The organism is Nostoc sp. (assembly GCF_036918245.1).
Classification (GTDB): domain Bacteria; phylum Cyanobacteriota; class Cyanobacteriia; order Cyanobacteriales; family Nostocaceae; genus Nostoc.
In genome coordinates this window covers 1-25,952 of sequence record NZ_JBALEF010000060.1, presented here as the reverse complement: position 1 = coordinate 25,952, position 25,952 = coordinate 1, and the positions used below count along the sequence as shown (strand labels likewise).

The window sequence follows — 25,952 nt, the reverse complement described above, 5'->3', positions numbered from 1 at the left end:
ACATGAACGATCATTTCATGCAGTTGCTGTTGTTCTTGTAGTGCTAGGTCATCCCAAGTGGCGCTGGTATCTAGCGCGATCGCATTTTTGCCGTAACTATGTACTATTCCGAGAAATAATATTGCCTGCGCTATTTTAATCTAGTTTAAGCTCAAAGATTTAGCTTATAAAACTGGTCAAACAATTTATCAAATTAAGCATAGATTATTGTCAAATTATTTAGCTCGGCAATTAACACGTCAAGACATTACGATGTTTATCGCCTAGTTGTTTGGCGCGCAGCGCGGTGTGGCTGCGCCATTACTTGTGATAGTTGCGTAAGTCCTGTCACAAATCAAATAGGTTTTTTATATATGTAGACAATTTGCAAAATTTTTACTCTTTGTATTTAGATTTAATTGGGTGGTAATTCTAAACTCATTTCACCCAACAACCCCTTGCGAAAATCTGTTAAAAGTTGCCTTGCAGCTCGCTCTACATCACCTTTGTAGCGATGTTCTGCTAAGGCGTGCAAATAGGTATCCCCAGTCTCTGATGTCGAATCGAGTTGGTAGCGAGACTGTAATGGTTTTTTTGGTAATAAATCTGCGGCTACAGCTTCTAAATAGTTGAGTAAATCCACTAGAGCTGCTGCTACTAGCTGGTTATCGTAAGATGCTTCACCAATATCATCACAAATAGCTAATTTCAAGGCTGCATCTTGGTTTTCTAATCTTAGAGGGATGACACCAGGAGCATCTAGCAATTCTAAATGTTCGGAAATTCGCACCCAGCGTAGTTGGCGAGTTACCCCAGGACGGGCTGCACTTTCCACGACTCGCTTTCCCAACAGGCGGTTAATTAAAGCTGATTTACCGACATTAGGAAAACCAATCACCACAGCCCGCACTGGACGGGGTAACATGCCGCGATCGCTTCTTCTTTGATTGAGTTCTACCCCAGCAGCTTGCGCTGCCCGCGCCACTTCTGCTATACCTTTACCATGTTGAGCGTTGGTAAAATAAGGAACTTCTCCTTGACGTTTAAACCAATCGATCCACAGCGATCGCATTTGCGGCGTAATCATATCTACTCGGTTAAGTATCAACACCCGTGTTTTACCTTCCACCCACTCACCTATTTGGGGATGGTGAGTCGCTAAGGGAATCCGAGCATCTCGCACTTCAAACACCACATCTACGCGCTTCAGCTGTTCTTTGAGCTTCCTTTCAGCTTTCGCAATGTGACCTGGATACCATTGAATCAGGTTTAATCTATAGTTTTGAGTTATAGCCATTTGTCCTTTATCCTTTGTTATTTGTCTTTTGTCCTTTGTCCTTTGCAAATGACCAATACTTCGACTACGCTCAGTACAAGTGACAAATGACTAATGACTCCCTCTAGCAGCTTGATGTAAAATCAAACGGTTGCCATCAGGGTCATAAGCATAGATTTCTCTGCCGTGGGAAGCAATGGAAATGTCTCCTGGTGGAGGATAGCCCAAAGCAGTTAGGTGAGCGATCGCATCTTCTAAGTTACTTACCTCTAAACACAAACTTATCTTACTTTTGGCGTAGACACAAAGTGGCTTGTCGTCAGACATTGCTTCAAATTCCGATTCGTTTGTGTTCTTTGGTTTAAAAATACCTAATCGCATACTAACCAAATTAAACTCAGCATAGACATTCGGAATCAAAATAACTGGCTTTTGCTCCAGCAATTTGGTATAGAAATTCACTAAATTATCACAATTAACTGATGCTATGGTGACAAATGCGTTAGTGTACTGGAAAACCATATAAGCTTTAAATTATTTGATTTTTTTGAGACTCTTACTTTTCTAAAGTTCTTACACTCAGCACTTGCGGTGGTGTCGAATCTGGTGGATAAATCACATCTACTTGTACTATCCGCTGAGTCGAAGGTGGAAGTACAAGCTGCACCAATGGTTCTAACACCTGACCAGTTCTGTGCCATAGATGTATGTAGCGCGTCTTTTGTTGACCTTGGTCATCAAAGTAGCGTAGCCGCACTGTACCACGGAAGAAAGGAAAATCTAGGGATGGTTTGCGAAAACGCATACCACCTTGAGATAATTTATCTTCCTTCAAAGGTGTTTCTAAAGTAACAGTCACGGTGTGATTTTGGTTGGTATTATTGCTTAAAGGTAAGGTGAGTTTATATTCCACCCCATAATTACCATGTGCTTCATAAGCCGTATCTGGATAACGTACCAGCATTTTGGCCGTTTGGATTTGTTGAGTGCCCAATCGACCACTAAGCAATGTGTCTAAAGCATAAGAAATAGCTTTGCCACGCTGGGGAATAGTCAGATATTTGCTTTGGGGATTATCTACCAACTTTGCTTGCCATTGAGAACCTTGTGACACACCAGCTACACGCCCATAAATTAGTGCGCCACTGGTAGCATTTGGAGGAGTAGGGGTTTTATCTCGCGGTCCAGCAAAGTTGCCGGTATTTAGTAAAGCTTGCCATTCTGCAAGAGTGGGTTGGCGTTCTGTATTATCAGAATTTTTCTTGGCAAACATTGCTAAACTTGCCGCATAAACTTGATCGCTACTACGCAGCCGCATAAAGCTAGAGCGACCATTCACCGGCTTTTCTAGATTTCGTACAGGAATCGGATGATTTAACAACATCCGGCTTTGTCCTGGAGGAATTATCAGCTTTGCGGGAAAATCAGCTTGGCGAACACCCCGGAGTACATCACCAACAGCGCGATCGCCTGGGCCTGAATAAGCCTTACCATCGTTATTTTCTATGTAGGGGGATAAAGTGACAAAGGGCGCATCCTGCATCAAATAACTCGCGGCTTGCAATACATCTACTGTTACTGGTTTTTTACCAGGGTTCTGCACAATTACGCCCAAATATAGCGTTTGTAAATCCTTGGGAGTGTGGCTGTAGTGGTGGGCGAATAAGTCAAAGCGTCCCTGAAAGGGAAAATTAAGGTGTGCTGCTGGAACTTTTTTACCGTTTGGAGGAAAGGTAGAAAGTAAAATACCCTCAGTTTTAATCCATTCTGGGCTATTGCTGTTAAAAACAGGTATGTTATCCAACTTGCCAGGTAAGGCTCGAACTTCTCCTGGTTGCACAATTTCTTGAGGCGCTGGCTTCGGTGAAGTTTGAGCGATCGCTGAATTATCTTTTTGAGTTGTGCATTCAAAGGTTTGAGTTATGGCAAGTCCTAATAAAAGTGTGAATACAGATAATGGGAATTTAGCTAGCATAAATTTAAGCATCAAGAAAGCTGTAGTGTCAAAGATTGGAAGTTATTACTACAAGTTCCTTGAAGGGGATTTCTGAGAATGCGTAGGCATAGCCCGCCGCAGGCATCGCTATTAAATTGTAAGTATAGTTCCAGTAGCCCACATCCGCAGGGCTTTTGATGTTTAAAGGAAATGCCGAAGGTTTAGGCGAATTTGAGAACGTTCAGTGATTGTAGAAATCAAATCAAGATAATCAGCGAGCTATGCAAAAATCTGCTCTAAATTTAAAACAAAACCAGGGAGAACATCTTCACCCGATAAACTTGTGGGAGATTGTAAAACTTTCGGTGCAAGATTTGGGCGATAAATTATTACTTGTTTATCTTTAGGATTAATTAACCAACCCAGTTGTAAGCCATTTGCTAAGTATTCCTCCATTTTGGCTTTAGTATCTTCCACATCATCAGTTTCAGAAACTAATTCCACTGCAAAGTCAGGACACAAAGGGATAAACTTCTTTCTCTGTTCTGGAGTAAGAGCATCCCATCTTTCTATCCTTACCCAAGAAGCATCAGGTGAACGAGTTGCCCCATTTGGCAGTTTAAACCCAGTAGAAGAATCGAAAGCTTTTCCCAAATTATTTTGATTGCTCCAAAACCATATCTGACCTAATAAATCAAAATTACGGTTTCCCGTTTCTCCCCCAGTCGGTGACATGATAATTAATTCCCCTTCCGCAGTTAACTCTAGTCGTAATTCTTTATTCACCGCTACAATCTGTGCAAATTCCTCATCAGTAAATTGCAGATTAGAAGGTAATTGTAAGGTTAAAGCAGTCATAATTAATTGCGCTCCACAAAAATCTTAGTTGCATCAAACCCATGCGCTGCTAATAGGGAAGATTTAGCCTCTACCTCTACTTTAGGAATTCCTGCCAACAAATGCGACGTTGTTTTATTTTTTAAAAAAGTTTGGGGTAAGTATAAAGATGAGAGACTGAATAATAAAACAAAATGTATAGTGTTATATCACTCATTACATTACGTACACTAATTTTTGTATTCCAGACTATCCGTTGCCATTCTTTCTCATAGGGTAAATTGGGTTTATCCCATGACCGAAAATGACACATTAATTTCTTGGTTAGTCTTCTAAAGGTAACGAGCGCGGAGGGATTTGAACCCCCGACCCACAGAACCGGAATCTGTTGCTCTATCCACTGAGCTACGCGCCCTTAATCTTCAATATTATAGCACGTCTGTGATAATATTCGCATTAAAGATAATTAGCTGGGTCTACGGGCGTACCATTCCGACGAACTTCAAAGTGGAGATGGGGGCCAGTGGAGAAACCTGTGGAACCGACAGCAGCGATCGCTTGTCCGCGTTCAACTGCTTGTCCCTCAGAAACATATAACTCGCTGGTATGACCGTAAAGTGTAGTCATGCCATTACCGTGATCGATAATTACCGCTCTGCCATAGCCACCATACCACCCAGCAAAAATTACTGTTCCCGAATCGGCTGCCCGAATTTTACTGCCATAGCTGGCGGCAAAATCCAACCCCGCATGAAAGCGACGATAGCCAAGAATTGGGTGTACCCGCCAGCCGAAGGGACTGCTAGTAGAAGCATCGCTAGGATATGCCATTACACCAGTTCCCCGAATGATGATACTTGTCCGGCTGTTGGTTTTTGCTTGGGCTTCTGCTACCTTTTGTTGAATCAAGACTTCCAGATTTTTGGATTCCCTCTCTAGCTGATTTTGCGCTGCTTCTAAGGCCAAACGATCGCTATTCAGGCGTTGAATCAATTCTGATTGTGATTGCGCCTGGGTTTGATAATCAGCTTTTTGTGCCAACAGTTGCTCACGAATTAAGCCAATTTCATTTTTTTGCTGTTCTACTTCCGTTTTTTGTTTATCGATAGAGCTTGCTTGGGTGTTGAGTTTTGCTAAAATTTGTTGGTCTGCCTGAAACACTAACTTCAACTGATGACGACGGCTGAAAAAGTCGCTGATATTTTCACTTTCGAGCAAAACCGCCCATCCAGCAGAAGCAGGCGATCGCTGGAGGTAACGCAATCGTGCTACTGTTGCAATTTGCCGCTCCTGATATGAACGTTCTGCCACATCTAAATCAGCTTCTAACTGCTGGAGGCGTTGGGTAGCCAGTTGTAATCGTGATTCGCTCTCTAGAAGATAGCTATCTGTAGTTTGCAGATTTTGCTTTAAACCAGTGAGGTGTTTTTGGGCCTCTTGTTGGAGATTATTTAAGCGATCGCGATCGTTAACCACACCCTGACGCTGCTGGTTCATTTGTTGCTGCTGTTGCCGCAGAGTATCAATAGACCCTGTAGACGTTGCGTCGGCTGGAATTAATGCCAAACAAATCCACAAAATGCAGCAAAATGCAATCGATAAACAGCAATAAATCTGCTTTTTTTCTAGAAATCGCCCTCTCATAGTGCGAACCTAATCAAAACGATACTTTCAAACACTATGAGGATTATTCCCAAAATTTGATTCACCCACTCCAACGCATTATTAAATTGTCTGCCAAGTTGTAACACAAGGATTCCAGCTATGTCAGCATTAAGCACATATATCAGCGGGTGAGATGTATGAATGCACGTATAGCAATTCTCTTAATTACCTTGGTTTTTCCAGGTTTAGCAGTGGTGGGAGTATCGTTGTATTGGTTTAATCTCGATTATGCAGCACTGATCAAAGCTGAAAAGTATGTGGAAAACCTGGTAGAGGTTGGAAAAGTAAGTGATAGACAGTTAGAGTATGCCTATCATCGCACCTACATTCATCGCATCAACGTATTTGCCGATGGTACTTGGGGATTGCTAGGAGCTGTAATTACAGCGCTAGGTATACACGGATTAGTCACTATTAAGACAAGTAAATTAAACGGTCATAAATAATACAAAGTTACTTTTATTCGCTTTTCTTTGAAAAGGGAATAATCTGACTAAATGCTTGACTATACTGCGTTTCGTTAAAAATACAAAAATAGTATTTATCCATATTTCGTGTAATTGCTGACACCATTACCAAAATGAGTTACAAATGAGCAGTCATTGACTTGGAAAGTAAACATCTAGTCAAGACACATTAGAACTATTCGTTGGGCAAAATTATTCTTTTCCAAAGGTAATACTTGCAGCCAGGGTTATTCATGCCCTGGCTATTTCCTCATTTTCATATCCGCATCAAAAAAACCGTAATTTCTTTAGGAGACACTAACTCATGGACTATCAAAACCCTTTCAGCAAAAAATCCTCCCGCCGTGGGGTAATAGTGAGTGGAGCAGTTGGTGGTATAGCGACTGCATTAGGTTTGCCCCTGATTGCCCAGAAAGCTGATGCTCGGACAACAACTGCTGGGCGAAACGATGTAAAAATTCTGAACAATGCTCTTTATTACGAACATCAGGCAATTTGGGCTTATGGTGCTGCTGCTGGCAAACTGACTAATACTGAAGTTGGTAAAGCTGTTTTGGCTTTGGCGCTCCGCAACCAAGCGGATCATAAAAAGCATCGAGATGCTTTAGCAGCTACGATCACCACTTTGGGGGGAACTCCAGTAAAAACAGAGTCTACCTATGATCTTTCATCTTACATCAAAAGGGGTGAGGGGAACTTGGATAGCGATGTGAATATTGCCAAGCTGGCTTTAGCTTTGGAGACTGATGCTGCGATCGCCTATAGCCACGAAATTGCTAAGTTGAAAACTCCAAAATTGATTACTGTCGGGGCAAGTATCGGTTCTACTGAGGCTGCCCATGCTGCGGCTATTCGTGCCACTTTCAAAGCACTTGGAGTAAATCTCGAAATCGTACCAGCGTCTTTTGTTAGCTCTGAGAATCGTGAAGCCTGGGTACTGAAGGTATAGATAGGGAGTGGGGAAGGTGGGGCCCCCTCTGGGGATAAGGGGTAATGGGGAAATCTCAATGCCCCATTCCCATTAATTATGATTAGCTTTCCAGTTTGCCAAATCAGCTAAAGAGCGATCGCGGTAACGTCCATAACGCTCTGGTTTACTTTTGATTTTCACTCCTAAATCGGGGAAAATCCCAAAGTTAGGCGGCATTGGTTGGAAATGCTTCGGCGAAGCGGAACTAATAAATTCTAATAACGCACCCATCATTGTTGTTGGTGGTAAAACCAAAGCTTCTTTACCCAAAGCTAATCGCGCTGCATTAATTCCCGCCAAACAACCACCCGCAGCCGCAGCAGTATAACCTTCTGTACCAATCAATTGTCCAGCGGCTAACAATGTCGGACGCTCTTTAAATTGCAAGGTAGGATGCATTAACTGGGGAGCATTAATAAAAGTATTGCGGTGCATCACTCCCAGCCTGACAAACTCTGCTTTTTCCAAACTTGGAATTAATTGAAAGATTCGTTTTTGCTCACCCCAACGCAGATTAGTTTGAAATCCTACCATATTCCATAGTTGACCAGCTTTATCTTCTTGTCGTAACTGCACCACAGCATAAGAGCGTTCCCCTGTGCGAGTATCTGACAATCCCACTGGCTTTAGGGGGCCGTAGCGCATGGTATCTTCTCCCCGCTGTGCTAGTTCTTCTATGGGTAAACAAGCTTCAAAAAATTTCGCCGTTTCTCGTTCAAAACCCTTGAGTTCTGTTTGTTCAGCTTTACAGAGTTCTTCTCGAAAGTGCAAGTACTGCTCTTTATTCATTGGGCAGTTGAGATAAGCGGCTTCACCTTTGTCATAACGTGATGCCATAAAAGCAATGTCAGGATTAATCGATTCTCCCACGATAATCGGACTAGCTGCATCAAAAAAGCTGAGGTATTCCATCCCCGTAAAGCGGCGCAAATCTTCTGCTAAATCAGGACTGGTTAAAGGCCCGGTTGCTAAAACCACAATCCCTTCAGGAATTGCAGACACTTCACCCCGGCGGAATTCAACTAAAGGATGACTCGCTAAAGTTTCAGTTAAATCTTGGCCAAATTGTCCCCTGTCTACGGCTAGCGCCCCACCGGCCGGAACGGCGTGTTCATCAGCTTTTGAGATGACGATCGAACCGAGTTGGCGTAATTCTTCGTGCAATAATCCCGCGGCGCGATCGCTTGCCATTGCCCCAAAGGAATTACTACAGACTAATTCTGCTAAATGTTCTGTATGATGAGCAGGACTAAATCGCTTTGGACGCATTTCATGCAAAATTACTGGCACTCCAGCTTGGGCTATTTGCCAAGCTGCTTCTGTCCCAGCTAGTCCACCTCCAATTACTTGTATCGGTTGTATTTCCATAGTTAAATTTTTAATTCCCATATTATAAGTATCCATCAACATTACAGAAGTAAAATTAAATAAAAAGTCATGTTAAACCATAACAAGTGCAAATAAAGTATTGGGTCAATTGTAACCTTGAGACTGCACTCTCAAGGTTTTTTACAATCGATTTTGCTGTAACACGAAAAGCCACCGTCAGCGGTGGGCTTAACATTTTCCAACTGGCACATTGCCAGCAAGTGCGATCGCGTCCTCAGCCATTGCCTAATTGCATTAATCAAAAAAGTCGGAAAAGTAGTAATAAAAGGAGGATATTTGGTATAAACCCTTGATTTCTCCTTTTTCCAGATGATACATTAAGTATGTATTCAATAACTAGTTAACTATACGTAACTGAGACATGATTTATGACTAAAAACAAAATCAAAGATAACGTTGATTTAAATAAAGCTCCAGTTATATTTATTGAGGAAGTAACAGATGATCAGGAATTAAAAAGTATATGGGGTGGCGAAACGCCTCCTGATTCAGTACTAAACACTAAGATTATTGCTGCTCTTGCAAATCGCGATATTAAATTGCCTACCGATCCTAACAACCCAAATACATTAACAGAAGAGGCGTTGTCTGCTTTAAAAGGAGTTTTGGGTAAGTAGACGTAGTAGATACAAACGATTTCTATTAAATGTAGCGATATGCAATACTAAAAGGTTGTTTGAAAAGTGATTGGCTGTGATTTTAATTACGTTGTTACCCCCCTTAGTCCCCCCTTGTAAAGGGGGGAAACAAGAAAAATTCGGTTCCCTCCCCTTTACAAGGGGAGGGTTAGGGAGGGGTAAAAAAATATCTTATACATCAATCATGACTTTTCAAACATCCTCTAAGACGTGTTTTCAAACACGCTGTATTTTAAAAAATAGGCTAATCTCAGTAATCCTGGAATTATTCTAATGGCTTATCAAAGTCATTTGATATTGTAATCAAATCTTTGGCACTACCAAATAACAGCAGTTTTCACTCCTTCCATGCTTGGGAGCCTGTTCACCTTTGGCAACAGACAATCAACCCAACAAATTAACAAGCACAAGCTTGTCTGAAAGAAAAGCGATCGCTATCCCCAAAAAAAACTTAACATTAACCTTAGAAGTGTTAATTTTTCATCACATAAACTCATGGGTTACTACATCGCTCCCCGCTTTTTGGACAAACTTGCTGTCCACATTACCAAAAATTTCCTGAAGCTTCCTGGTGTGCGAGTTCCCGTGATATTGGGTATTCATGGACGCAAAGGAGAAGGCAAAACATTTCAATGTCAATTAGTCTTCGAGAAAATGGGTATCGAAGTAACTCACATATCTGGCGGCGAATTGGAAAGTCCAGATGCCGGAGATCCAGCGCGGTTGATTCGGTTGCGCTATCGGGAAACAGCAGAACTGATCAAAGTACGCGGCAAAATGTGTGTACTAATGATTAACGATTTAGATGCCGGTGCTGGACGCTTTGATGAAGGGACTCAATATACTGTAAATACACAGTTGGTGAATGCCACACTGATGAATATTGCTGATAATCCCACAGATGTGCAGTTGCCGGGAAGCTATGATTCCACACCTTTACATCGTGTGCCGATTATTGTCACAGGTAATGATTTTTCCACCCTCTATGCACCGTTAATTCGGGATGGACGGATGGAGAAATTCTACTGGGAACCAGATAGAGATGACAAAGTAGGAATTGTCAAGGGGATTTTTGAACCCGATGGACTGTCACAAAAGGAAGTTGAACAGCTAGTTGATACTTTTGTCAATCAGTCTATTGACTTTTTCAGCGCTTTGCGATCGCGCATTTATGACGAACAAATCCGCACCTACATTCATAAAGTAGGTTTTGAGCAGATATCCTTGAGTGTGGTTAACAGCGCTAAAGGGCCACCAGAATTTAAAAAGCCAGATTTCAGACTGTCTCACTTAATCGAGTCTGGTAACTTCCTGGTTGGCGAACAAAAACGGGTGGAAAATTCCCATTTGGTTGATGATTACAATCGACTCAATCGAGGTAGAAATTCTCAATCAGCACCACCTGCTCCTGTGAAACCAATTAGTCAACCGTCAAGCAATGCTGCAACTCAAGAAGCAAAAACTAATGGATTCCAAAAACAGGAAGCATCCAGTCCACATTTGACTCTAGATACACAAGCTCAAATTAGGGAATTATTATCTCAAGGTTACAAAATTAGTATTGAACACGTAGATGAGCGCCGCTTCCGCACAGGTTCTTGGCAAACTTGTGTTCATAGCCACATTGATGCCGAGTCTGATGCCATCTCAAATTTGGAGTCAACTTTGGCAGAATATAGCGGTGAGTATGTGCGCTTAGTAGGTATCGATCCTCAAGCCAAGCGGCGGGTGGTGGAGACAATAATTCAGCGTCCAAATGGAAACAATTAGGGGCAGATACAGCAGAATCTGGGAGTTAGGAATCGGAAGTTAAATCGACGGTTAGAAACTGCGTCTACACAGACAAAACCCGCGCGAGCGGGTTTAAAAAAGCTTTATTTTCTATTAGCTCATATCATGTCTGGGTAATTAGCTGCTAAAGAAATGGTGTTTTAGTTATAGCAATCCCAATACTGTTCGGTTAAGGCAAGAGACGCGATGAATCGCCGTCTCTACAAAGCCAATCCTAAATTATTTGTGAACAATAATACCAATTTTCCCAAATCAGGCTACAGATGTAAAGCTGAAAACCCAGATTAAATCTAACTTTTTTAATTACGAATTACGTTAGCGCAGCGTTAGCGTAGCGGTAGCGAGTCCGCGAGCGTCCGCAGGAGCGTCATTAGGAATTACGTTAGCGCAGCGTTAGCGACGCAGGAGCGTCATTACGAATTGGTATAAGATACCCAACTTCTTAGAGAAGTCGGGTATCTGAGGCTGCGAATTCGAGTCGCTAGGGTTTTTGTTAATTCTCAAACAACTGGAAACAATATGCTTCCTCAATTTGGTAGCTGAATTTTTCTCTTTTACCTACAAGTACTCGCTGAAACTGAGGTCATCGTTCTTAAATCGCCTGTAAATGCGGCTGTGTATTGATAAGGTGATGAACCAGAGCAATTCATGGAATTTCTATTAGTGCCACGTGGATTCCACCATGACATTGCTTTCACAGTCAAATTTGCGCCATTCCATGATAGAGACTGGACAAGTAAAGAGTTCGTTTGTCCATTATCTGGCTTTTTACCAGATAAAAATGTGGCATAATTAACCTGGCCATTAGCTGGATTAAGCCGGGCTATAACTGCGGCTTTTGGCCCGCCTCCATTGCCATAGCTAGACAACCAACGCCCACTGGCAAAGCGGCGAAAATCATTACCTGCCTGAGTGCCTGTGGAAGAGTAGATGCCATATAAGACATCACTTCCATTCCAATACAATCCGTAACCTGTACCATCGTCATTTGTTGTCTCGTAATCATTACGACACCATGCTTTTATCCCATTATTGAAGCGGATAGTTACAGGGTTTTTGTTATTTGAGAGTTGCTGATAACCAATGTAAATTCTTGCTGTTCCATTAACTACTTTGGGGCCCTTTTTAGCTGCGATTGTCGCTTCACTATCATTGCAACTGAATGTCACAGCCTCACCGATCGAAGTATTTATGGTTTTGGCTAAAACTGGAGCAGTTTTTTGTGTGAGAACTAAGTCACCTACTAAAATTACAGACAAAGAAATGCCCGCAAAATACTTTTGTAATTTGCCAGAATATATCATGTTATGAATCTGCCGAGACAAGGAACGGAAAACACCGTATCACTATAAACTCTAATCAGTATTTAGACAAGTAAAATGGTTGAAAATGCTACTCTGCAAGACTTTCAACATTGCAAAATATTAAGCAGGACTACAAAATACCCGATCTAATATGCATGACGATGCATGATACTAGCTGTATATAATTATTGTTTATCAAAGAGTATTAGTAAATATAAAAAAATGCAATAGGTTATGCTTTACCATAAACAATTGCAGTAATTAAGAAAATAATTTTAATCAGCAAAGTAGCCTTTCTTCGTTCCCTACATCCCTTGCAAGAAGATTGCTTTTCCTGTGTCTTATGCTTTTATCCGGGCTGTATTAGGTAGTTTTAGGATTTTCATCTGATGCTTCTCCAGCCGCAGCTTTCAGGCGGCTCAATCTGCTTTTGCGAACCCGTTCACTATCACGAACCCCACCTGCCATTTCATATTCGCTGCTATCTTTGCCATATTTAAAAGCAACCCCTCTTACCATCTTGTCTGTAAGATTACTTAGGGTTTTTTCCATCACATCGATTTTAGTTTTGGAAGAATCGATTACAGTTAAAGCAGTGTTATAATCATCAAGCATAGTTCTTAGCTGCTCAATTGCTTGACTCAAGTTTTGCAAATCGCAATCATCACCAAAATTCATATTTGAATCAATTGCTTTTAGTCCAGCGGATCTCAACTCAGCTTTTTCGAGAACACGGGATGTACGTTTTTTACGAGACATCAATATATTCCTTAAAGAGGTTTCTAAAGCTACTTTGCCTTACTAAAGCTGTTTTTTGGTTCAGTAAAATTAGTGAATAATTATATTTGTTAAAAAAATCCAAACCAATCTGAGTAATTTCTCTTGATTTTCAGTTTTTACCTGTTTTTCTTTGCAATTGCTTTAATATTGATGAGGAATATTGCAATGTTGATGAGAAATATTGCAATGTTGATGAGAAATATTGCAATGTTGATGAGAAATATTGCAATGTTGATGAGAAATATTGCAATGTTGATGAAAAATATTGCAATGTTGATGAAAAATATTGCAACGTTGATGAAGAATATTGCGATGTTGATGCAGATAACAACCGACATAATATATCGGTATACATTCATCACTTAATGCTGAAAATTCTTGCCTCGATAGCCGCCATCAACCCAAATTGTAGTTAACGGGACTTTAACAAAATAGAAAGATAAAAAAGCGTAAAATGCTTTATCAGCGATAGCATAGACAGTAATTATTTCATTTAGCATATTCCCCTCCAATTTTTGTTCCTGGAGGGGATTTTATTACCTTTGTGACACTAGCACGCTCGCCTATATTTGATTAAATATAGAAGAGGACAAGGAAAATTTGGCTCAATTACCTCATGGAGCAAACAATTAATGACTTGGAGAACAACATTTCTATTTGTAGTACTGGCAACTCTAGTAGCGGTATTTATAGGTTGGTTTACCTGAATCGGAATATTACCAATTAGTCAAGTGATTAACTACAGTGATGCTGGGCTAAGATTTATTCGAGTCTGGATCTGGTTGGCGATCGCAATTGGATTTATTGTTCCTACAATTGCATTTATTGTTTGGTTTAAATACCCAGAAGTTCGTAAAGTCTTTGGCTTCTATTTGCTAATTCTTGTAATCCAAATTGTTACTGAAAAAATAGTCAGTAGTGTTTGGTTGCCAAGTTTAGTGGTGAGTATTGGTACACTTTACACTGCGGGACGAGTTTGGCAACTTTGGTATGAGCAGCAATCTCTTAAAACTACTGATTTATCTCAAGCGAATTTTAAGATAATTAATAGTGTGTTATGGGTATTACTTTTATTTTGGTCAAGCAATTTAATTATGTTGCTGACTCTTTGCTGGCCAAGTATTTTATAGCCCACACCCTGACTTTACAAGGGTTTCACATGAGTCAAGCGTGCCATTCAGTTATAGATGCCGTACTAATACCTGCATCAGCCATTCCTAATATCTCAAATACCTCGCAGCTTTGCTGTAGGGTTTATTTCATTATTCGCGTAGGCGTAGCCCGTCGTAGACATCGCTCTATTTATACATAGCTCCCTTAATAGTGTCTAAAATAAATACCAACTTTACAGGTAATTAAATGAGAAACTGTATAGACAACTACAATAATTGCTACCAACTAGGTGGTAAATTTTACAACTGATAAAGAGGTAAAAAGCGATGAACTTAACACCCAGTGAGTTAGAACGCTATCACCGCCAAATGATGCTTCCCAATTTTGGAGAGACAGCACAAAAGCGCTTGAAGTCTGCAACGGTTTTGGTTACAGGTGTAGGGGGATTAGGTGGTACATCAGCACTTTATTTGGCAGTAGCGGGTGTTGGGCGGCTAATCCTAGTTCGGGGTGGTGACTTACGGCTAGATGATCTGAATCGTCAGGTTCTGATGACAAATGATTGGGTAGGTAAGCCAAGAGTAATTAAAGCCAAAGAAACTCTGCAAGCTATTAATCCTGATATTCAGGTGGAAGCAGTTCATGATTACGTTACAAAGGAAAATGTAGACTCTTTAGTGCAATCTGCTGATATAGCTGTTGATTGCGCCCACAATTTCACAGAGCGGAACTTGCTCAATCAGGCTTGCGTGCGCTGGCAAAAACCAATGGTGGAAGCTGCAATGGATGGAATGGAAGCTTACCTGACGACGATTATTCCTGGTGTTACTCCTTGTCTATCATGCTTGTTCCCAGAAAAGCCTGATTGGAATCAGCGTGGGTTCTCGGTTATCGGTGCTGTTTCTGGGACACTAGCTTGTCTTAGTGCATTAGAGGTAATAAAGCTGATTACTAAGTTTAGTGAACCGCTATTGTCACAACTGCTGACAATCGACTTGATGCGAATGGAATTTGCCAAACGACATTCTTATCATGATCCTTCATGTCTGGTGTGTGGTAGTAGTTCTTGTTCGGAAAATTCGTAAACAACATCTTTATAAACAACCGAATCTACTTGATCAGCCAAGTATCTGTTATTTTGACTCTTTAAATACTTCATAGTAGCTTACCATTACAATGACATTAATACTCCCATATCCAGATTACGTAAAACTATTATACCAAGCAGAAATAATTCAGAATAATGATAGTTCAGATAATTTTGATATCACTAGAAAGTATCAATTTGGGCAAGGGTATTGGCGACAGATTCAGCTACGAGATAGCATATTTTTAGAAATTTCCAATTATCAGCAGCCAAAATCATTCATTTTAAAACTTCATGAGCGAAAGCATCCATTAGAATTTCGATTCCTTATTTTGTTAGAGAGCGAATTTAAAAACCTTGAGTTCAAGACAGCAGAATACTTTTTAAGTGGTAGTGGTATGGCATCTGAGTGCGCTGTATTAGAGCCATCAGCGCGGATAGTAGAAGTAGCTATTCACCTACATCCAAATGTGTTTCATAGCTTTACAGAAAATACATCTGGTAAACTCCCAAAAGAATTACAACATCTAATTAGATGTTGGGATCAACCAACTTATGAACGCTATGGAACTCAAACTCCTGCAATGCAAATAGCAGTACAGCAAATTCTTCAATGTCCATACCAAGGCTTTACTAAACAAATTTATCTTGAAGGTAAGGTTTGGGAACTGGTAGCAATGCTAGTAGAGCAAGAAGTAGAAATCAACCAAGGTTGCTTCCAAATTAATAAACTCAAGCCATCAGATATTGACTGCATCTACAATGTTAGAGAAATTCTGTTAAAACATTTAGACAACCCACCATCTCTTATTGAACTAGCACGACAAGTAGGTTTAAATGATTGCACAATGAAGCAAGGCTTTAAGCAGGTTTTTGGGACTACGGTGTTTGGCTATCTGCATCACTGCCGAATGGAACTAGCTTATAAGCTGCTTACTGAAAGAAATATGAATGTCACAGAAGTAGCCAGAACAGTAGGTTATGCTAGCTTACCTTCATTTAGTAATGCTTTTCGTAAGAAGTTTGGGGTAAGTCCTAAGTCCTGTCAGAGATAAAAATTCCGTCTCGAATAAAAAAAATTCCGGCTCGAATAAGACGCAAACACCGAAAAGTTATATATTTTTACAATAATTAGGTTGGTATAAATATTTTTCTACCAACTTAGTTAGTAGAAATTGAGAGCTATGGACTGTAAGGAAAATTATACTTGATCTCGATTTAAATACTTAATATTACCTGAAAAGTGTGTGTAAAAATGTTTATTAGACTACTGTACCCTGCTGTTTGCTGGTTAATATCTGTTGTTTCTCTAACTTTAGTCAATCCAGCATATGCTGAACAACCGTTAGTCAAAAAAACTTTAGTACGCTCAGGTGAAGTCTTCCAAGAAATTCAAACATTGAATCAGCTACAGTTTCCTAAAACTAATGCTTCATATTTATGGAGAGTACCTAGAGAGCAGAATAAATCTCTCGAACTTAGTCAAGCAACTACAGATGTGGTATTAGTTACGGATGTTCAGGTTAACTCTACTGATAAAGGGATAGAGTTAATTTTAGTCACAGCTAATTCTCTCAAATTACAAGTTTTACCGAAAACTGAGGGTAATTCCTATATTGCAGATATCCCTAATGCCAAGTTGCAACTAAGAAGTGGGGATTTTAGACAATCAAAGCCAGTAGCCGGAATTGCATTAATTACAGTTGCAAATTCAGATGTGAACACATTGCGAGTAACGGTGACTGGGGAAATGAGTGCGCCTGCGGTGGAGTTGTTTGATAGTACAAAAGAAGGTTTAGTTTTTGGAGTCACCCCTAGTACTTCTACTACTCAACAGCCAACAACAACGCCAGAACAGCAGCCAGGGTTGCAGACACAACCAACTCAACCATCAGCTAGTCGTAATGAACCGATTGAGTTAGTGGTGACGGGCGAGCAGGATGGATACCGTGTACCAAATGCCTCTACTGCCACCAAAACCGATACACCCCTGCGTGACATTCCTGCCTCAATTCAAATAGTGCCCCGACAGGTGTTACAAGACCAAAAAGCAGTGCGGCTACAGGATGCAGTGCAAAACGTCAGCGGCGTGACACAAGCAGGCAACTACGGGGGTACAGGAGCTGCTCGCTATATCATTCGTGGTTTTGAGCAGGATGGAAATTTTAGAAATGGATTCCGCGATGCCGATTTCTTCACATTATCAGAAATAGCAAACTTGGAACGAGTTGAGGTACTCAAGGGACCAGCCTCAGTGCTTTTCGGTCAAGCTGAACCGGGTGGGATTATTAACCTTGTTACGAAGCAGCCGCTGAGTGAACCTTATTACGCTGCTGACTTCACCGCAGGAAGCTACGGTTTTTATCGTCCCACATTCGATATCTCTGGTCCACTGAATGCGGACAAAACTCTATTATATCGCTTGAATGTTGCTTACCAAAACTCCGGGAGTTTTCGTGACTTTGTTGACACCGAACGTATCTTCATCGCACCATCTCTAACCTGGAAAATCGGTACCAACACAACATTAAACCTTGATTTTGAGTATTTAAACAATAATACCCAATTTGATCGAGGCATCGTCGCTATTGGTAACAGACCTGCCCCAATTCCGATTAGTCGCTTCTTAGGGGTTCCAGGAGAAAATGATTCAAAAACCACAGCTTACAGAGCTGGCTACAGATTAGAACATCAGTTTAATAAAAATTGGCAGCTTCGCAATGCCCTTTCCATTACTATAAACAAGGTAAATGATTTCCGGGCAGAACAAGGGGACTTGATCGACGATCGGTTTTTGGATAGGAATTTTACAAATGGTAAATTTGAAACTGACACCTACAGTCTCCAAACAGAGGTCATAGGAAAGTTTGCAACCGGGTCAATTATCCACCAACCGCTTTTGGGAATAGAGCTAAACCGAAGCGAAGGTCCGCTGATTTTTAGCAGAGGTATTTTGTCACCTATCGATATTTTTAGTCCGGTGAATAACAGCGTTATCCCTACCAATCCTTTAACAACTTTTGTTAATAGACAAATTCGCACTGATAGATTAGGAATTTACCTGCAAGATCAGATTACCCTACTGGATAATTTGAAGCTGCTAGTCGGAGGGCGTTTCGATTTTACTGAGCAGAAAAATGACAATTTACTTGCCTCAACTAGCACTAGTCAATCTGACCAAGCCTTTAGCCCTCGGGTTGGTCTTGTCTACCAGCCGATACCAGCAATTTCTCTCTACGCTAGCTATAGCAGTTCTTTCGTTCCTAACATTGGTACTTCAGTCAATGGTTCTACATTTGATCCTGCCCAAGGTACACAATACGAGGTGGGTGTTAAAGCCGATTTGAGTAACCGACTGTCTGCAACCCTAGCTGCTTACCAGATTACAAAAACTAACGTCTTGACCACCGATCCCAACAATCCTGATTTTTCCATTTTGACCGGGGAGCAACGTAGTCGGGGCGTTGAGCTAGATATCGCTGGCGAAATCCTGACCGGTTGGAAAATTATTGCCTCTTACGCTTATACCGATGCCCAAATCACCAAAGACAATGACTATGCAGTTGGTAATTTGTTGGGCAGCGTTGCTAAGAATACTGTTAGTCTGTGGACAACCTATGAAATCCAACGTGGGAGTTTACAAGGTTTGGGATTTGGATTGGGACTGTATTATGTGGGCGATAGACAGGGCGATTTGGATAACAGTTTTGTGTTGCCCAGCTACTTCCGCACGGATGCAGCACTTTATTACAAACGCAATAACTGGAAGGCTGCAATCAATATCAAGAATCTTTTTGATGAGAGATATTACGAAAGTAGCCAGGGAAGAGATACTATCTATCCCGGTGCGCCGTTAACGGTCTTGGGCACAATTTCGTGGGAGTTTTAGCATTGGTGTCAAGTTAAGAAAAATAGAGTCTTGTCAAGTGGGTAAAACTCAATGGTTAAACTCAACCCGGTTGGAATGTGATTGGCTTTTACGGTTATACAGATGCACGCGTTACCAAAGACAATGATATTCCAGTCGGGAATCGAGTAGAAGGAGTACCAGCTCATGTCGCTAGTTTGTGGACAACTTACACCTTTGGTACTGGCTCTCTCAAAGGTTTTGGAGGTGGAATTGGCTTTAACTACGTTGGAGATAATAAGCCAGATAGTTTGAATACATTTACGATCCCAAGCTGCTTTCTCACCGATGCAGCTCTGTACTATCGGAATAACAACTTTAGCGTTGGACTCAACTTGAATAACATATTTAATGTTCGATATTATGAAGCAAGCTTTGACTATCTCCAAAGAATTATTCCTGGTCGTCCGTATACAGCAGAGTTGACAGTAAAGTGGGAATTTTAATGAGAACAACTCATTGGTTAACCAAGTGTTTTGTCCTATGCCTGCCTTTTTTAGGGTTGCTTGCTGTGGTAGTGTGGCTAAACGGTTGTTTCTTTTTTAATTACCCAAAAGTTAGCCATGAATTGAGTGTTTCTTCTTTAAGTCAGGTTCGAGTAGTTCAGCACTTAATGGGTCAAACAACAGTTCCTGCTCATCCTCAACGAGTTGTTGTGCTTAGTGGTGGTTCTTTAGAAAATGCTTTGGCGTTGGGGATCAAACCTATAGCTGCCCCAAAGTTATTTGTCTCACAATTACAGCGGTTAGTAGGCCCGCTATCAGGTATTGAAGATGTAGATTGGCTGCCTCCTAGTATAGAAAAAATCTTGTTTCTCAAACCAGACCTGATTTTTGGTATGGCTTTTCATCAAGATATTTATCCACTGTTATCACACATTGCACCCACTGTTTTGGCTCCTCCTGGAACCACTGGAGCTTGGAAAGAATCTTTTGCTTTCACAGCCCGTGTTCTGGGTAAAACTAAAACAGCCCAGCAGGTAATGGATAATTATTATGCACGTTTGACACAGTTTAAAGCAAAAATGGGCGATCGCCTGAATACAACTTTAGTCTCGGTTGCCGAATTGCGTACTGATGCACTTTGGCTGTGGGCGAAGGCAAGTTTTTCAGGAGTTATTCTTAAAGATGCGGGTGTTGCACGTCCTTACTCTCAAACTTTGGATAGTCAAGCAACCCTAAGTCTAGGGGGTGGCCCTGCTGGCTATGCTTTATCAAAAGAACTTTTGAGGGAGTTAGATGGGGATATTTTATTTCTAGTATCAGAAGACGTACTGGGCACAAGTGATTTACACCCAATGCTTGAGCAACTGAAAGCAGAATCGTTGTGGTCAAAGTTGAAAGTTGTCCAACAGGAAAAAGTTCATGAGGTGGGGTTTTACTGGGTTCAGTTTGGCCCCCTTGCAGCCAATCGGATGATAGACGATTTGGAGCGATATTTAGTTAAACAGCAATAAACTATTTGAAAGTTTTTTAAGAGGGATTATGTTGAACTTAAGTGCAATTAGTAATGCAACTATGCAGTCAATTCCCTATAAATGGATTGTATTTGAAAACTTGCTTGACACTTCAGTACAATCTGAACTAGCAAATAGTTTTCCGACTACAAACTATAAAGAATATCATGCTAGAGACTTTGAGCCAGATGGATACCCGGAATATACATATGATGACTACAGGTTTTTTGCACGCTGCATTCTGGATGAAAGTAAGTACAAAGGTCTACAAGATATCAGCGATTTGAGTCTTAGTTGGCAAAAATTGATTGAACAACTTCTCACTCCTGATTATCGAGAGGCGATGGAGCATCTTACTAATTTGAATTTGAAAAACCATTCACTAACAATTTATTTAACACGACATGATTTAGGGTTCTGGAACCGTCCTCATACAGATATCCCCCGTAAACATGTAACTCAACTTTTCTATTTAAATGAAGCATGGAACCCAGAGTGGGGAGGGTATTTCCGAATTCTCGAAGATAATCAAACTACTTCTGTAATTCAAGAAGTTCCACCATTGCCGCAATATTCAGTTGCTATTGTACGTTGCGATCGCTCTTGGCACATGGTATCTCCTATTTCCCTTAATGCAACTCAACACCGTTTGCATCTACAGACTTGCTTTTGGCTGCCAGAGTCTTAAGCCGTTCGATTATCAAATTATTAAGAATATTTTGCCTATTTGAATGGAAAGTCAGAAAAAAGATATATATAACAGATAAATGAAAGCGAATCTAGACTGATAATTTACTGGCGAATCACTACTGACCCAAATAATTTACCAAAAAATCAGACATGGTATGTAAAAACAGATTGGAAAAGTGACATTGATTTTGTTTCATATTCAAACTCGTCGCTAACTGTATCTAGAACAGTCAATTTTGATTCAGTCACAAAATCATCGTCCCAATCAATTGATTTTGTTTCATTAGACCTCTTGCACAAATGCAAAATTCGCCCACCCTGCGGGATTTTGCTACATCCCCCAACCTCTTCTCCCAATTTGGGGAGAAGGGGAGCTAATTTCAAAGTCCCTCTCCTAAGCTTGGGAGAGGGATTTAAGGTGAGGACCTTTGATTCATGCAAGAAGTCTATTATCAAGTATCAATCCTGTGTCCAAACCCAAGGTGCATATCTACTCATTTCGAGCTATTCTGTAGCAATTATAACATCCGACGCTTTAATTAGAGCGATCGCTTGTTTTCCCTCTTGAAGTTGGAGATGCTCTACCGACTCTTTGGTAATAATTGCAGTTACTTCCACCCCAGGCACAATTTCTAATATGACCTCAGAGTTGACTGCTCCTGGGCGAATTTCCTTAATAGTTCCTTTTAAGGAATTACGAGCGCTAACTTCCATATTTTGATACTCCCTACGTTCAAAGATAATTCTAAACTAAGTAATACTAACAACTATCAGATTATTAGATTATCTTCATTTAGTCGGATGTTATTTTCTGCCTTACAGAATAACTTAGATATCAGACTGGTATTAGAATATCGCGAAAAAGTTGATAGTAAAGTAGTCAAAGGGACAGTCAAAGCTTGGCGGAGCATTCATTAAAAACTGTTTTTGGTGATCTAGCTACTCAGTTATTTTGGTGCGTTCTGATAATTTTTGGTATATGGTAAATTTAATAATTTGTCAAGCAGTTGAATGCTACTAACTGTATTGGTTACTTTTTTAATAATTTAATATAACTTTTTTTTACAAGATTGGAATGCTCTCTATCAAACCCTGATTCTTGCATCTGGATGAAAATATCAAAGCTTAGTTTTAAACGAGCAAGAAGGCGTAATGTTTGCAATCGAAAGCCACTTGGTCTACTTGACCAAGTGGTGTAGGAATTCTCCGTTGTCGGCGTCTTTAATCAGAAGGGTTTTCAGAAATATTTTGGTTTCAAAGGAGAAGGAGGAGCAGATAATATGAGGATATTTGTCACATTACTAACGTAACGACCTCCAGCTTTGTCACCTGGAACTACTAAACGAGCAAATCCTTCATCTGTTAAAGGCACGACTTTACCATCACTACCTTTTTTTGCAAATGCAACTAGCACTGTTTTCCCTTCAAAGTTAGGTTGAATTTCACCAATAGCTACGACTGCACCATAGCAATCTGTGGCATCAACTAGAACATATTGCCTCAGAAAAGAGTTTTTACTATTCACCCCAGAATTCCCAGGTTTTAGACCACCTCCGGCTTTCGGATTATTAATTAATTCCCATAGGGGAACTCCATAGTATGTTTCTGTTCGTGGCCCTGAGCCGGTTTGAAAGCTCACAGTAATTTCAGTAACTAATGCTGGATTTTGTTTTTTTAAAGTATCTCGTAAATTTTGCAATTTTTGCAAGTTATAAGTGGCTGGATTATTGAGTTCTCCACCCAAGCGAAAACTTTGCGAAGAACCTCCAAGACACTTATTTTTATCCCAAAGAGAAGGTGTTTTTTCTTTTTGATTCCAAGGAACATCGCTTCTGGAGTCAGCTAAAGTAGGCTGCCATAAAACCAGTAGCGATAGTATTAAAGACGTAATGGGTATCTGGCGGGTAAAACGCATAAAATCCTTCTCCGTTTCCTATTGAATATTGAAAAAATTAGATAGTTTTGCTCAAAGTTGTTTGCTCAACAAAAATTAGTATCGTTATCGCCAAAATTGAGCAATTTGACAATAAATTCTGTTAGATAAAAAGAAAAACGGTTCTATCGTTAAACTTTTAACTCCTTACCAGACGCTACTAAATAGCTAGTTTTTAATAACTCATATTAAAAACTAATGAATACTGACGCCAAAGTTAGTCGCAAACCTCTTGTTAGATTTGCGTTTCTCCAAATGGATAAGTGTATCTGTGTAATCTAATGAAGATAATACCAACTTATTGAGTAAAATACCAACTAATATAGTAATAAAACAGGAACAAAATTAATTTTTATTTCTTTTTAAAATAGTTCAGCTTAATATTGTAAAGAAACTAAACTGTCGTTATTTGCCTTATAAATAGGTAACTATCAAGTTAATAAACTGTTTATAAGTGAGACTCACCTGTAAATTGGAAAACCGTCCGAGTTATGGGGAAGGGTTGTAGTTGTCCCGATACTATAGTTGAAGCAAAACCATACAGCGACTACACTAGTCCGTGTATACAACCAATAGACCAAATAAATGCTACAATTACTGATTAAGTAAATAGAGCGATAGATGGCTATATCGCTCTATTTCAACTGCTTAAGTTCGTAAAATGCCCACTTACTTCTGTTCTTAGTCTTGCGTAAGCACTGTTCTTTCTGGCTCAACTCCTGCGTTTTAACAGCTGCAATCTTAAGTATCAAACTAAATTAAAAATGCCTACTGTACCATCGTCATTTTGACTGCAATATCGCACGGTTTACCAAAGTACGGTGAACTTGTCACTAAAATATCTATACCAGTGCTAGCATAATCCTTTATATTCTCAGAGGTAATACCACCAGCCACTGCTAGTTTTAAGTTTGGATACTGCTGCTTTAACTTCAAAACTAGAGGCTCAAGGTCTGGTAGGGGAATTTTATCAAACTGAATTAAATCTACACCTGCTTGAGCAACCATCCAAGCATCTTTTGGTGTATCTAGTTCAACGCAAATATGTTGTTCTGGAAACTGTCGTCGCAGTTCATTCATGCGCTCAATTAGCCCAACTATACCTCCCAGGAATATCAGGTGTTGGTTAAAGATCAGAACTGTTTCAGATAATCCTAAGCGATGAAAAAAACCCCCGCCAGCTAGAACTGCTTTGATGGAAAGCGCTCTAGTACCTGGAAAACATTTACGAGTAGTCACAATAGAAACAGACTGATTTACTGTTTTAGCAGTATCTACTAATACTCTTGTACGCGAAGCAATGCCGGAGGCGTATTCCATCAAATTTAAAGCAACTCTCCAGCCACTGTGCAAAGCTTGAGCAGTGCCACTAGCTTGAAGAATTAATTGCTTCTCCTGGCAGACCGTACCACTTTCGACTTGATAATGAACTTCGGCACCACAATATTTTAATACTCTGGCTGCTTCTTCAGTAGCGCAAATGGTCATCGGATCACGGGTAGAAAACTCGATTTCACCAGGTTGCTTGCCAATGCCAAGTCCGTAGGTTGTCAAATCTAGGTAGGGAACATCTTCCTGAATTAACCTAGCGATCGCCTCATCTGAGAAGAAAACACTCATTTTAGTTTTATGATCGGCTGACAAATAAATAGCTCAATCAAGATTCACACTCAACCTAATCTCATTCAGTTGTAGGAATTGTAATAATTACTACTATTATCCCAAATAGTTGGTAACAAAATGACTTTGTTAAGAAAGAATATATACCTCAGTCGCCAAAATTAGTTAAATGCTGAGATTGGAAACTATTGACTTATAATATCAAGCTTGAATTTAGCAATCATACAGATAGTGTAAATTACAAACATAATCCAAAGAAGATTGAGAATGCTAAATTTAGATGCCATTTATCATACAACAATGCAATCAGTTCCATACAGTTATGCTGTGATAGAGAATTTGTTGCCCAAAGCAGCTAGCTTGGAACTTGCTGCCAGCTTTCCCCAGGAACAGTTTTGCTTATCAATAGGGGAAGGATATGGATACCTTTGGAGTGAGATGCTTGCGAGTAATGAGGATATTGCTTTGATATACAAGTTTTGCGATCGCGCCAGCCCTGAGTTGTCAGCTCGTTGGCGCGATCGCATTACACAAGGAAGATTATCTTCTAATCTTGGTAATCTCAGCAGTATTTGGCGACAAGTGATAGAAGAAATGTGGACACCTGCTTACCGCCAAGCCTTAACACAGATGTCTGGGGTGGAATTGAAAGACTGTGCAATGGTGATTGGGTTTCGTCGATATAATCTAGGTCACTGTCATCGCCCTCATACTGATGAACCATCGAAAGCTCTGACTCATTTGCTATTTTTCAATGAACAATGGTCTATGGACTGGGGTGGTTGTTTGCGAATTCTCTTGGACGAAAAACCAGAATCTGTCTTCCAAGATATTGCACCACTGGGCCAGTTTTCGGCTGTGATTGTGCGCTCAGATAATTCCTGGCACATGGTAACTCCAGTAGCATCGACTGCACTACAGTGCCGATTGGCTCTCAGGATTACTTTTTTTCACAATCTCGATGTAGGTGCTTAGTTGATAGTAAAAATCCAAAAAGGTTGGAGATATGCTTACAAATGATGTAAGGATTCAGGTGGCAGAGTATTGACAAGGGGGACACTTGAGGGGGAGTATCACAAATATGAACCAAAACCTGCCTCAAGATATAGACCGA

24 protein-coding genes, 1 tRNA gene and 1 pseudogene are annotated in these 25,952 nt (G+C 40.4%); 13 read left to right on the top strand and 13 right to left on the bottom strand.

Annotated features, from left to right (window positions below):
• Positions 1–105 precede the first annotated feature (105 nt).
• Positions 106–267: pseudogene (locus tag V7L12_RS33230) on the top strand (IS701 family transposase); the annotation flags it as partial.
• A gap of 127 nt (positions 268–394) precedes the next feature.
• Here the strand turns inward: V7L12_RS33230 and ylqF are convergent.
• The 6 genes from ylqF to V7L12_RS17040 form a co-directional block, all read right to left on the bottom strand.
• On the bottom strand, positions 395–1,276 hold the full coding sequence (gene ylqF, locus V7L12_RS17065) for a ribosome biogenesis GTPase YlqF (protein ID WP_335085941.1): 882 nt from the start codon (positions 1,274–1,276) through the stop codon (positions 395–397).
• 90 nt (positions 1,277–1,366) lie between these two features.
• Positions 1,367–1,777: a VOC family protein gene (locus tag V7L12_RS17060; protein ID WP_335085939.1), complete on the bottom strand. Its 411-nt coding sequence runs from the start codon at positions 1,775–1,777 to the stop codon at positions 1,367–1,369.
• 34 nt (positions 1,778–1,811) lie between these two features.
• On the bottom strand, positions 1,812–3,230 hold the full coding sequence (locus V7L12_RS17055; protein ID WP_335085937.1) for a DUF3370 domain-containing protein: 1,419 nt from the start codon (positions 3,228–3,230) through the stop codon (positions 1,812–1,814).
• A 240-nt stretch (positions 3,231–3,470) separates the two neighbouring features.
• Complete coding sequence (locus tag V7L12_RS17050) at positions 3,471–4,049, bottom strand: Uma2 family endonuclease (protein ID WP_335085934.1); 579 nt, start codon at positions 4,047–4,049, stop codon at positions 3,471–3,473.
• Positions 4,050–4,370: 321 nt separating this feature from the next.
• Positions 4,371–4,443 (bottom strand) — tRNA-Arg (locus V7L12_RS17045).
• 41 nt (positions 4,444–4,484) lie between these two features.
• The gene (locus V7L12_RS17040; protein ID WP_335085932.1) at positions 4,485–5,672 is read right to left on the bottom strand and encodes a murein hydrolase activator EnvC family protein; all 1,188 of its coding nucleotides are present in this window, start codon (positions 5,670–5,672) and stop codon (positions 4,485–4,487) included.
• 158 nt (positions 5,673–5,830) lie between these two features.
• Here V7L12_RS17040 and V7L12_RS17035 point away from each other — a divergent pair, with 158 nt between their 5' ends.
• Together V7L12_RS17035 and V7L12_RS17030 are read left to right on the top strand one after the other, a co-directional pair.
• Positions 5,831–6,139, top strand: a complete 309-nt coding sequence (locus V7L12_RS17035; RefSeq protein ID WP_335085930.1) for a hypothetical protein — start codon at positions 5,831–5,833, stop codon at positions 6,137–6,139.
• Positions 6,140–6,464: 325 nt separating this feature from the next.
• Positions 6,465–7,109 carry a DUF4439 domain-containing protein gene (locus V7L12_RS17030; protein WP_335085928.1) on the top strand — a complete coding sequence of 215 codons (645 nt, stop codon included), beginning with the start codon at positions 6,465–6,467 and terminating at the stop codon, positions 7,107–7,109.
• A 72-nt stretch (positions 7,110–7,181) separates the two neighbouring features.
• On the opposite strand, the gene trmFO is transcribed toward V7L12_RS17030, so the two are convergent.
• Positions 7,182–8,498 (bottom strand): FADH(2)-oxidizing methylenetetrahydrofolate--tRNA-(uracil(54)-C(5))-methyltransferase TrmFO, encoded by a 1,317-nt coding sequence (gene trmFO / locus V7L12_RS17025; RefSeq protein ID WP_335085926.1) that lies wholly within the window; start codon positions 8,496–8,498, stop codon positions 7,182–7,184.
• A gap of 389 nt (positions 8,499–8,887) precedes the next feature.
• On the opposite strand from trmFO, the gene V7L12_RS17020 reads away from it, so the two are divergent.
• A complete protein-coding gene (locus V7L12_RS17020) occupies positions 8,888–9,136 on the top strand; it encodes a hypothetical protein (protein WP_334818382.1) in 249 nt (82 codons plus the stop codon).
• A 516-nt stretch (positions 9,137–9,652) separates the two neighbouring features.
• The gene (locus V7L12_RS17015; protein ID WP_335085923.1) at positions 9,653–10,927 is read left to right on the top strand and encodes a ribulose bisphosphate carboxylase small subunit; all 1,275 of its coding nucleotides are present in this window, start codon (positions 9,653–9,655) and stop codon (positions 10,925–10,927) included.
• A gap of 575 nt (positions 10,928–11,502) precedes the next feature.
• Here V7L12_RS17015 and V7L12_RS17010 read toward each other — a convergent pair.
• The 3 genes from V7L12_RS17010 to V7L12_RS17000 all read right to left on the bottom strand — a co-directional run bounded on the left by V7L12_RS17010 (position 11,503) and on the right by V7L12_RS17000 (position 13,532).
• A complete protein-coding gene (locus tag V7L12_RS17010) occupies positions 11,503–12,252 on the bottom strand; it encodes a hypothetical protein (RefSeq protein WP_335085921.1) in 750 nt (249 codons plus the stop codon).
• 363 nt (positions 12,253–12,615) lie between these two features.
• Positions 12,616–13,011, bottom strand: coding sequence for a hypothetical protein (locus tag V7L12_RS17005; protein WP_335085919.1), 396 nt, complete (start codon positions 13,009–13,011; stop codon positions 12,616–12,618).
• A gap of 383 nt (positions 13,012–13,394) precedes the next feature.
• Complete coding sequence (locus V7L12_RS17000; protein WP_335085917.1) at positions 13,395–13,532, bottom strand: hypothetical protein; 138 nt, start codon at positions 13,530–13,532, stop codon at positions 13,395–13,397.
• 231 nt (positions 13,533–13,763) lie between these two features.
• On the opposite strand from V7L12_RS17000, the gene V7L12_RS16995 reads away from it, so the two are divergent.
• From V7L12_RS16995 to V7L12_RS16965, 7 genes are all read left to right on the top strand, one after another.
• Complete coding sequence (locus V7L12_RS16995) at positions 13,764–14,162, top strand: hypothetical protein (RefSeq protein WP_335085915.1); 399 nt, start codon at positions 13,764–13,766, stop codon at positions 14,160–14,162.
• A gap of 309 nt (positions 14,163–14,471) precedes the next feature.
• Positions 14,472–15,230, top strand: coding sequence for a HesA/MoeB/ThiF family protein (locus V7L12_RS16990; RefSeq protein WP_335085913.1), 759 nt, complete (start codon positions 14,472–14,474; stop codon positions 15,228–15,230).
• Between the two features lie 91 nt (positions 15,231–15,321).
• A complete protein-coding gene (locus tag V7L12_RS16985; RefSeq protein ID WP_335085911.1) occupies positions 15,322–16,287 on the top strand; it encodes a helix-turn-helix transcriptional regulator in 966 nt (321 codons plus the stop codon).
• 200 nt (positions 16,288–16,487) lie between these two features.
• Entirely contained in the window at positions 16,488–19,121 is a 2,634-nt protein-coding gene (locus tag V7L12_RS16980) for a TonB-dependent siderophore receptor (RefSeq protein WP_335085909.1), read from the top strand.
• Positions 19,122–19,198: 77 nt separating this feature from the next.
• Complete coding sequence (locus V7L12_RS16975; protein WP_335085907.1) at positions 19,199–19,585, top strand: TonB-dependent receptor domain-containing protein; 387 nt, start codon at positions 19,199–19,201, stop codon at positions 19,583–19,585.
• Positions 19,585–20,595: an iron-siderophore ABC transporter substrate-binding protein gene (locus V7L12_RS16970; RefSeq protein ID WP_335085905.1), complete on the top strand. Its 1,011-nt coding sequence runs from the start codon at positions 19,585–19,587 to the stop codon at positions 20,593–20,595. Before V7L12_RS16975 ends, V7L12_RS16970 begins: the two co-directional genes overlap by 1 nt.
• Before the next feature lie 28 nt (positions 20,596–20,623).
• A complete protein-coding gene (locus V7L12_RS16965) occupies positions 20,624–21,283 on the top strand; it encodes a 2OG-Fe(II) oxygenase (RefSeq protein WP_335085903.1) in 660 nt (219 codons plus the stop codon).
• A gap of 506 nt (positions 21,284–21,789) precedes the next feature.
• Here V7L12_RS16965 and V7L12_RS16960 read toward each other — a convergent pair.
• The 3 genes from V7L12_RS16960 to modD all read right to left on the bottom strand — a co-directional run bounded on the left by V7L12_RS16960 (position 21,790) and on the right by modD (position 24,862).
• Positions 21,790–21,999, bottom strand: a complete 210-nt coding sequence (locus tag V7L12_RS16960; protein ID WP_335085901.1) for a TOBE domain-containing protein — start codon at positions 21,997–21,999, stop codon at positions 21,790–21,792.
• A 523-nt stretch (positions 22,000–22,522) separates the two neighbouring features.
• Complete coding sequence (locus tag V7L12_RS16955; RefSeq protein ID WP_335085899.1) at positions 22,523–23,200, bottom strand: hypothetical protein; 678 nt, start codon at positions 23,198–23,200, stop codon at positions 22,523–22,525.
• A gap of 786 nt (positions 23,201–23,986) precedes the next feature.
• Positions 23,987–24,862, bottom strand: coding sequence for a ModD protein (modD, locus tag V7L12_RS16950; RefSeq protein WP_335085897.1), 876 nt, complete (start codon positions 24,860–24,862; stop codon positions 23,987–23,989).
• Between the two features lie 243 nt (positions 24,863–25,105).
• Between modD and V7L12_RS16945 the strand changes: the two genes are divergently transcribed.
• On the top strand, positions 25,106–25,813 hold the full coding sequence (locus V7L12_RS16945; RefSeq protein ID WP_335085895.1) for a 2OG-Fe(II) oxygenase family protein: 708 nt from the start codon (positions 25,106–25,108) through the stop codon (positions 25,811–25,813).
• Positions 25,814–25,952 lie beyond the last annotated feature (139 nt).

What these genes read in the sequence shown, in the direction of transcription:
- ylqF (WP_335085941.1), bottom strand. Translation starts at nt 1,276, where the DNA reads ATGGCTATAACTCAAAACTATAGATTAAACCTGATTCAATGGTATCCA.
- V7L12_RS17060 (WP_335085939.1), bottom strand. Translation starts at nt 1,777, where the DNA reads ATGGTTTTCCAGTACACTAACGCATTTGTCACCATAGCATCAGTTAAT.
- V7L12_RS17055 (WP_335085937.1), bottom strand. Translation starts at nt 3,230, where the DNA reads ATGCTAGCTAAATTCCCATTATCTGTATTCACACTTTTATTAGGACTT.
- V7L12_RS17050 (WP_335085934.1), bottom strand. Translation starts at nt 4,049, where the DNA reads ATGACTGCTTTAACCTTACAATTACCTTCTAATCTGCAATTTACTGAT.
- V7L12_RS17040 (WP_335085932.1), bottom strand. Translation starts at nt 5,672, where the DNA reads ATGAGAGGGCGATTTCTAGAAAAAAAGCAGATTTATTGCTGTTTATCG.
- V7L12_RS17035 (WP_335085930.1), top strand. Translation starts at nt 5,831, where the DNA reads ATGAATGCACGTATAGCAATTCTCTTAATTACCTTGGTTTTTCCAGGT.
- V7L12_RS17030 (WP_335085928.1), top strand. Translation starts at nt 6,465, where the DNA reads ATGGACTATCAAAACCCTTTCAGCAAAAAATCCTCCCGCCGTGGGGTA.
- trmFO (WP_335085926.1), bottom strand. Translation starts at nt 8,498, where the DNA reads ATGGAAATACAACCGATACAAGTAATTGGAGGTGGACTAGCTGGGACA.
- V7L12_RS17020 (WP_334818382.1), top strand. Translation starts at nt 8,888, where the DNA reads ATGACTAAAAACAAAATCAAAGATAACGTTGATTTAAATAAAGCTCCA.
- V7L12_RS17015 (WP_335085923.1), top strand. Translation starts at nt 9,653, where the DNA reads ATGGGTTACTACATCGCTCCCCGCTTTTTGGACAAACTTGCTGTCCAC.
- V7L12_RS17010 (WP_335085921.1), bottom strand. Translation starts at nt 12,252, where the DNA reads ATGATATATTCTGGCAAATTACAAAAGTATTTTGCGGGCATTTCTTTG.
- V7L12_RS17005 (WP_335085919.1), bottom strand. Translation starts at nt 13,011, where the DNA reads ATGTCTCGTAAAAAACGTACATCCCGTGTTCTCGAAAAAGCTGAGTTG.
- V7L12_RS17000 (WP_335085917.1), bottom strand. Translation starts at nt 13,532, where the DNA reads ATGCTAAATGAAATAATTACTGTCTATGCTATCGCTGATAAAGCATTT.
- V7L12_RS16990 (WP_335085913.1), top strand. Translation starts at nt 14,472, where the DNA reads ATGAACTTAACACCCAGTGAGTTAGAACGCTATCACCGCCAAATGATG.
- V7L12_RS16985 (WP_335085911.1), top strand. Translation starts at nt 15,322, where the DNA reads ATGACATTAATACTCCCATATCCAGATTACGTAAAACTATTATACCAA.
- V7L12_RS16980 (WP_335085909.1), top strand. Translation starts at nt 16,488, where the DNA reads ATGTTTATTAGACTACTGTACCCTGCTGTTTGCTGGTTAATATCTGTT.
- V7L12_RS16970 (WP_335085905.1), top strand. Translation starts at nt 19,585, where the DNA reads ATGAGAACAACTCATTGGTTAACCAAGTGTTTTGTCCTATGCCTGCCT.
- V7L12_RS16965 (WP_335085903.1), top strand. Translation starts at nt 20,624, where the DNA reads ATGTTGAACTTAAGTGCAATTAGTAATGCAACTATGCAGTCAATTCCC.
- V7L12_RS16960 (WP_335085901.1), bottom strand. Translation starts at nt 21,999, where the DNA reads ATGGAAGTTAGCGCTCGTAATTCCTTAAAAGGAACTATTAAGGAAATT.
- V7L12_RS16955 (WP_335085899.1), bottom strand. Translation starts at nt 23,200, where the DNA reads ATGCGTTTTACCCGCCAGATACCCATTACGTCTTTAATACTATCGCTA.
- V7L12_RS16945 (WP_335085895.1), top strand. Translation starts at nt 25,106, where the DNA reads ATGCTAAATTTAGATGCCATTTATCATACAACAATGCAATCAGTTCCA.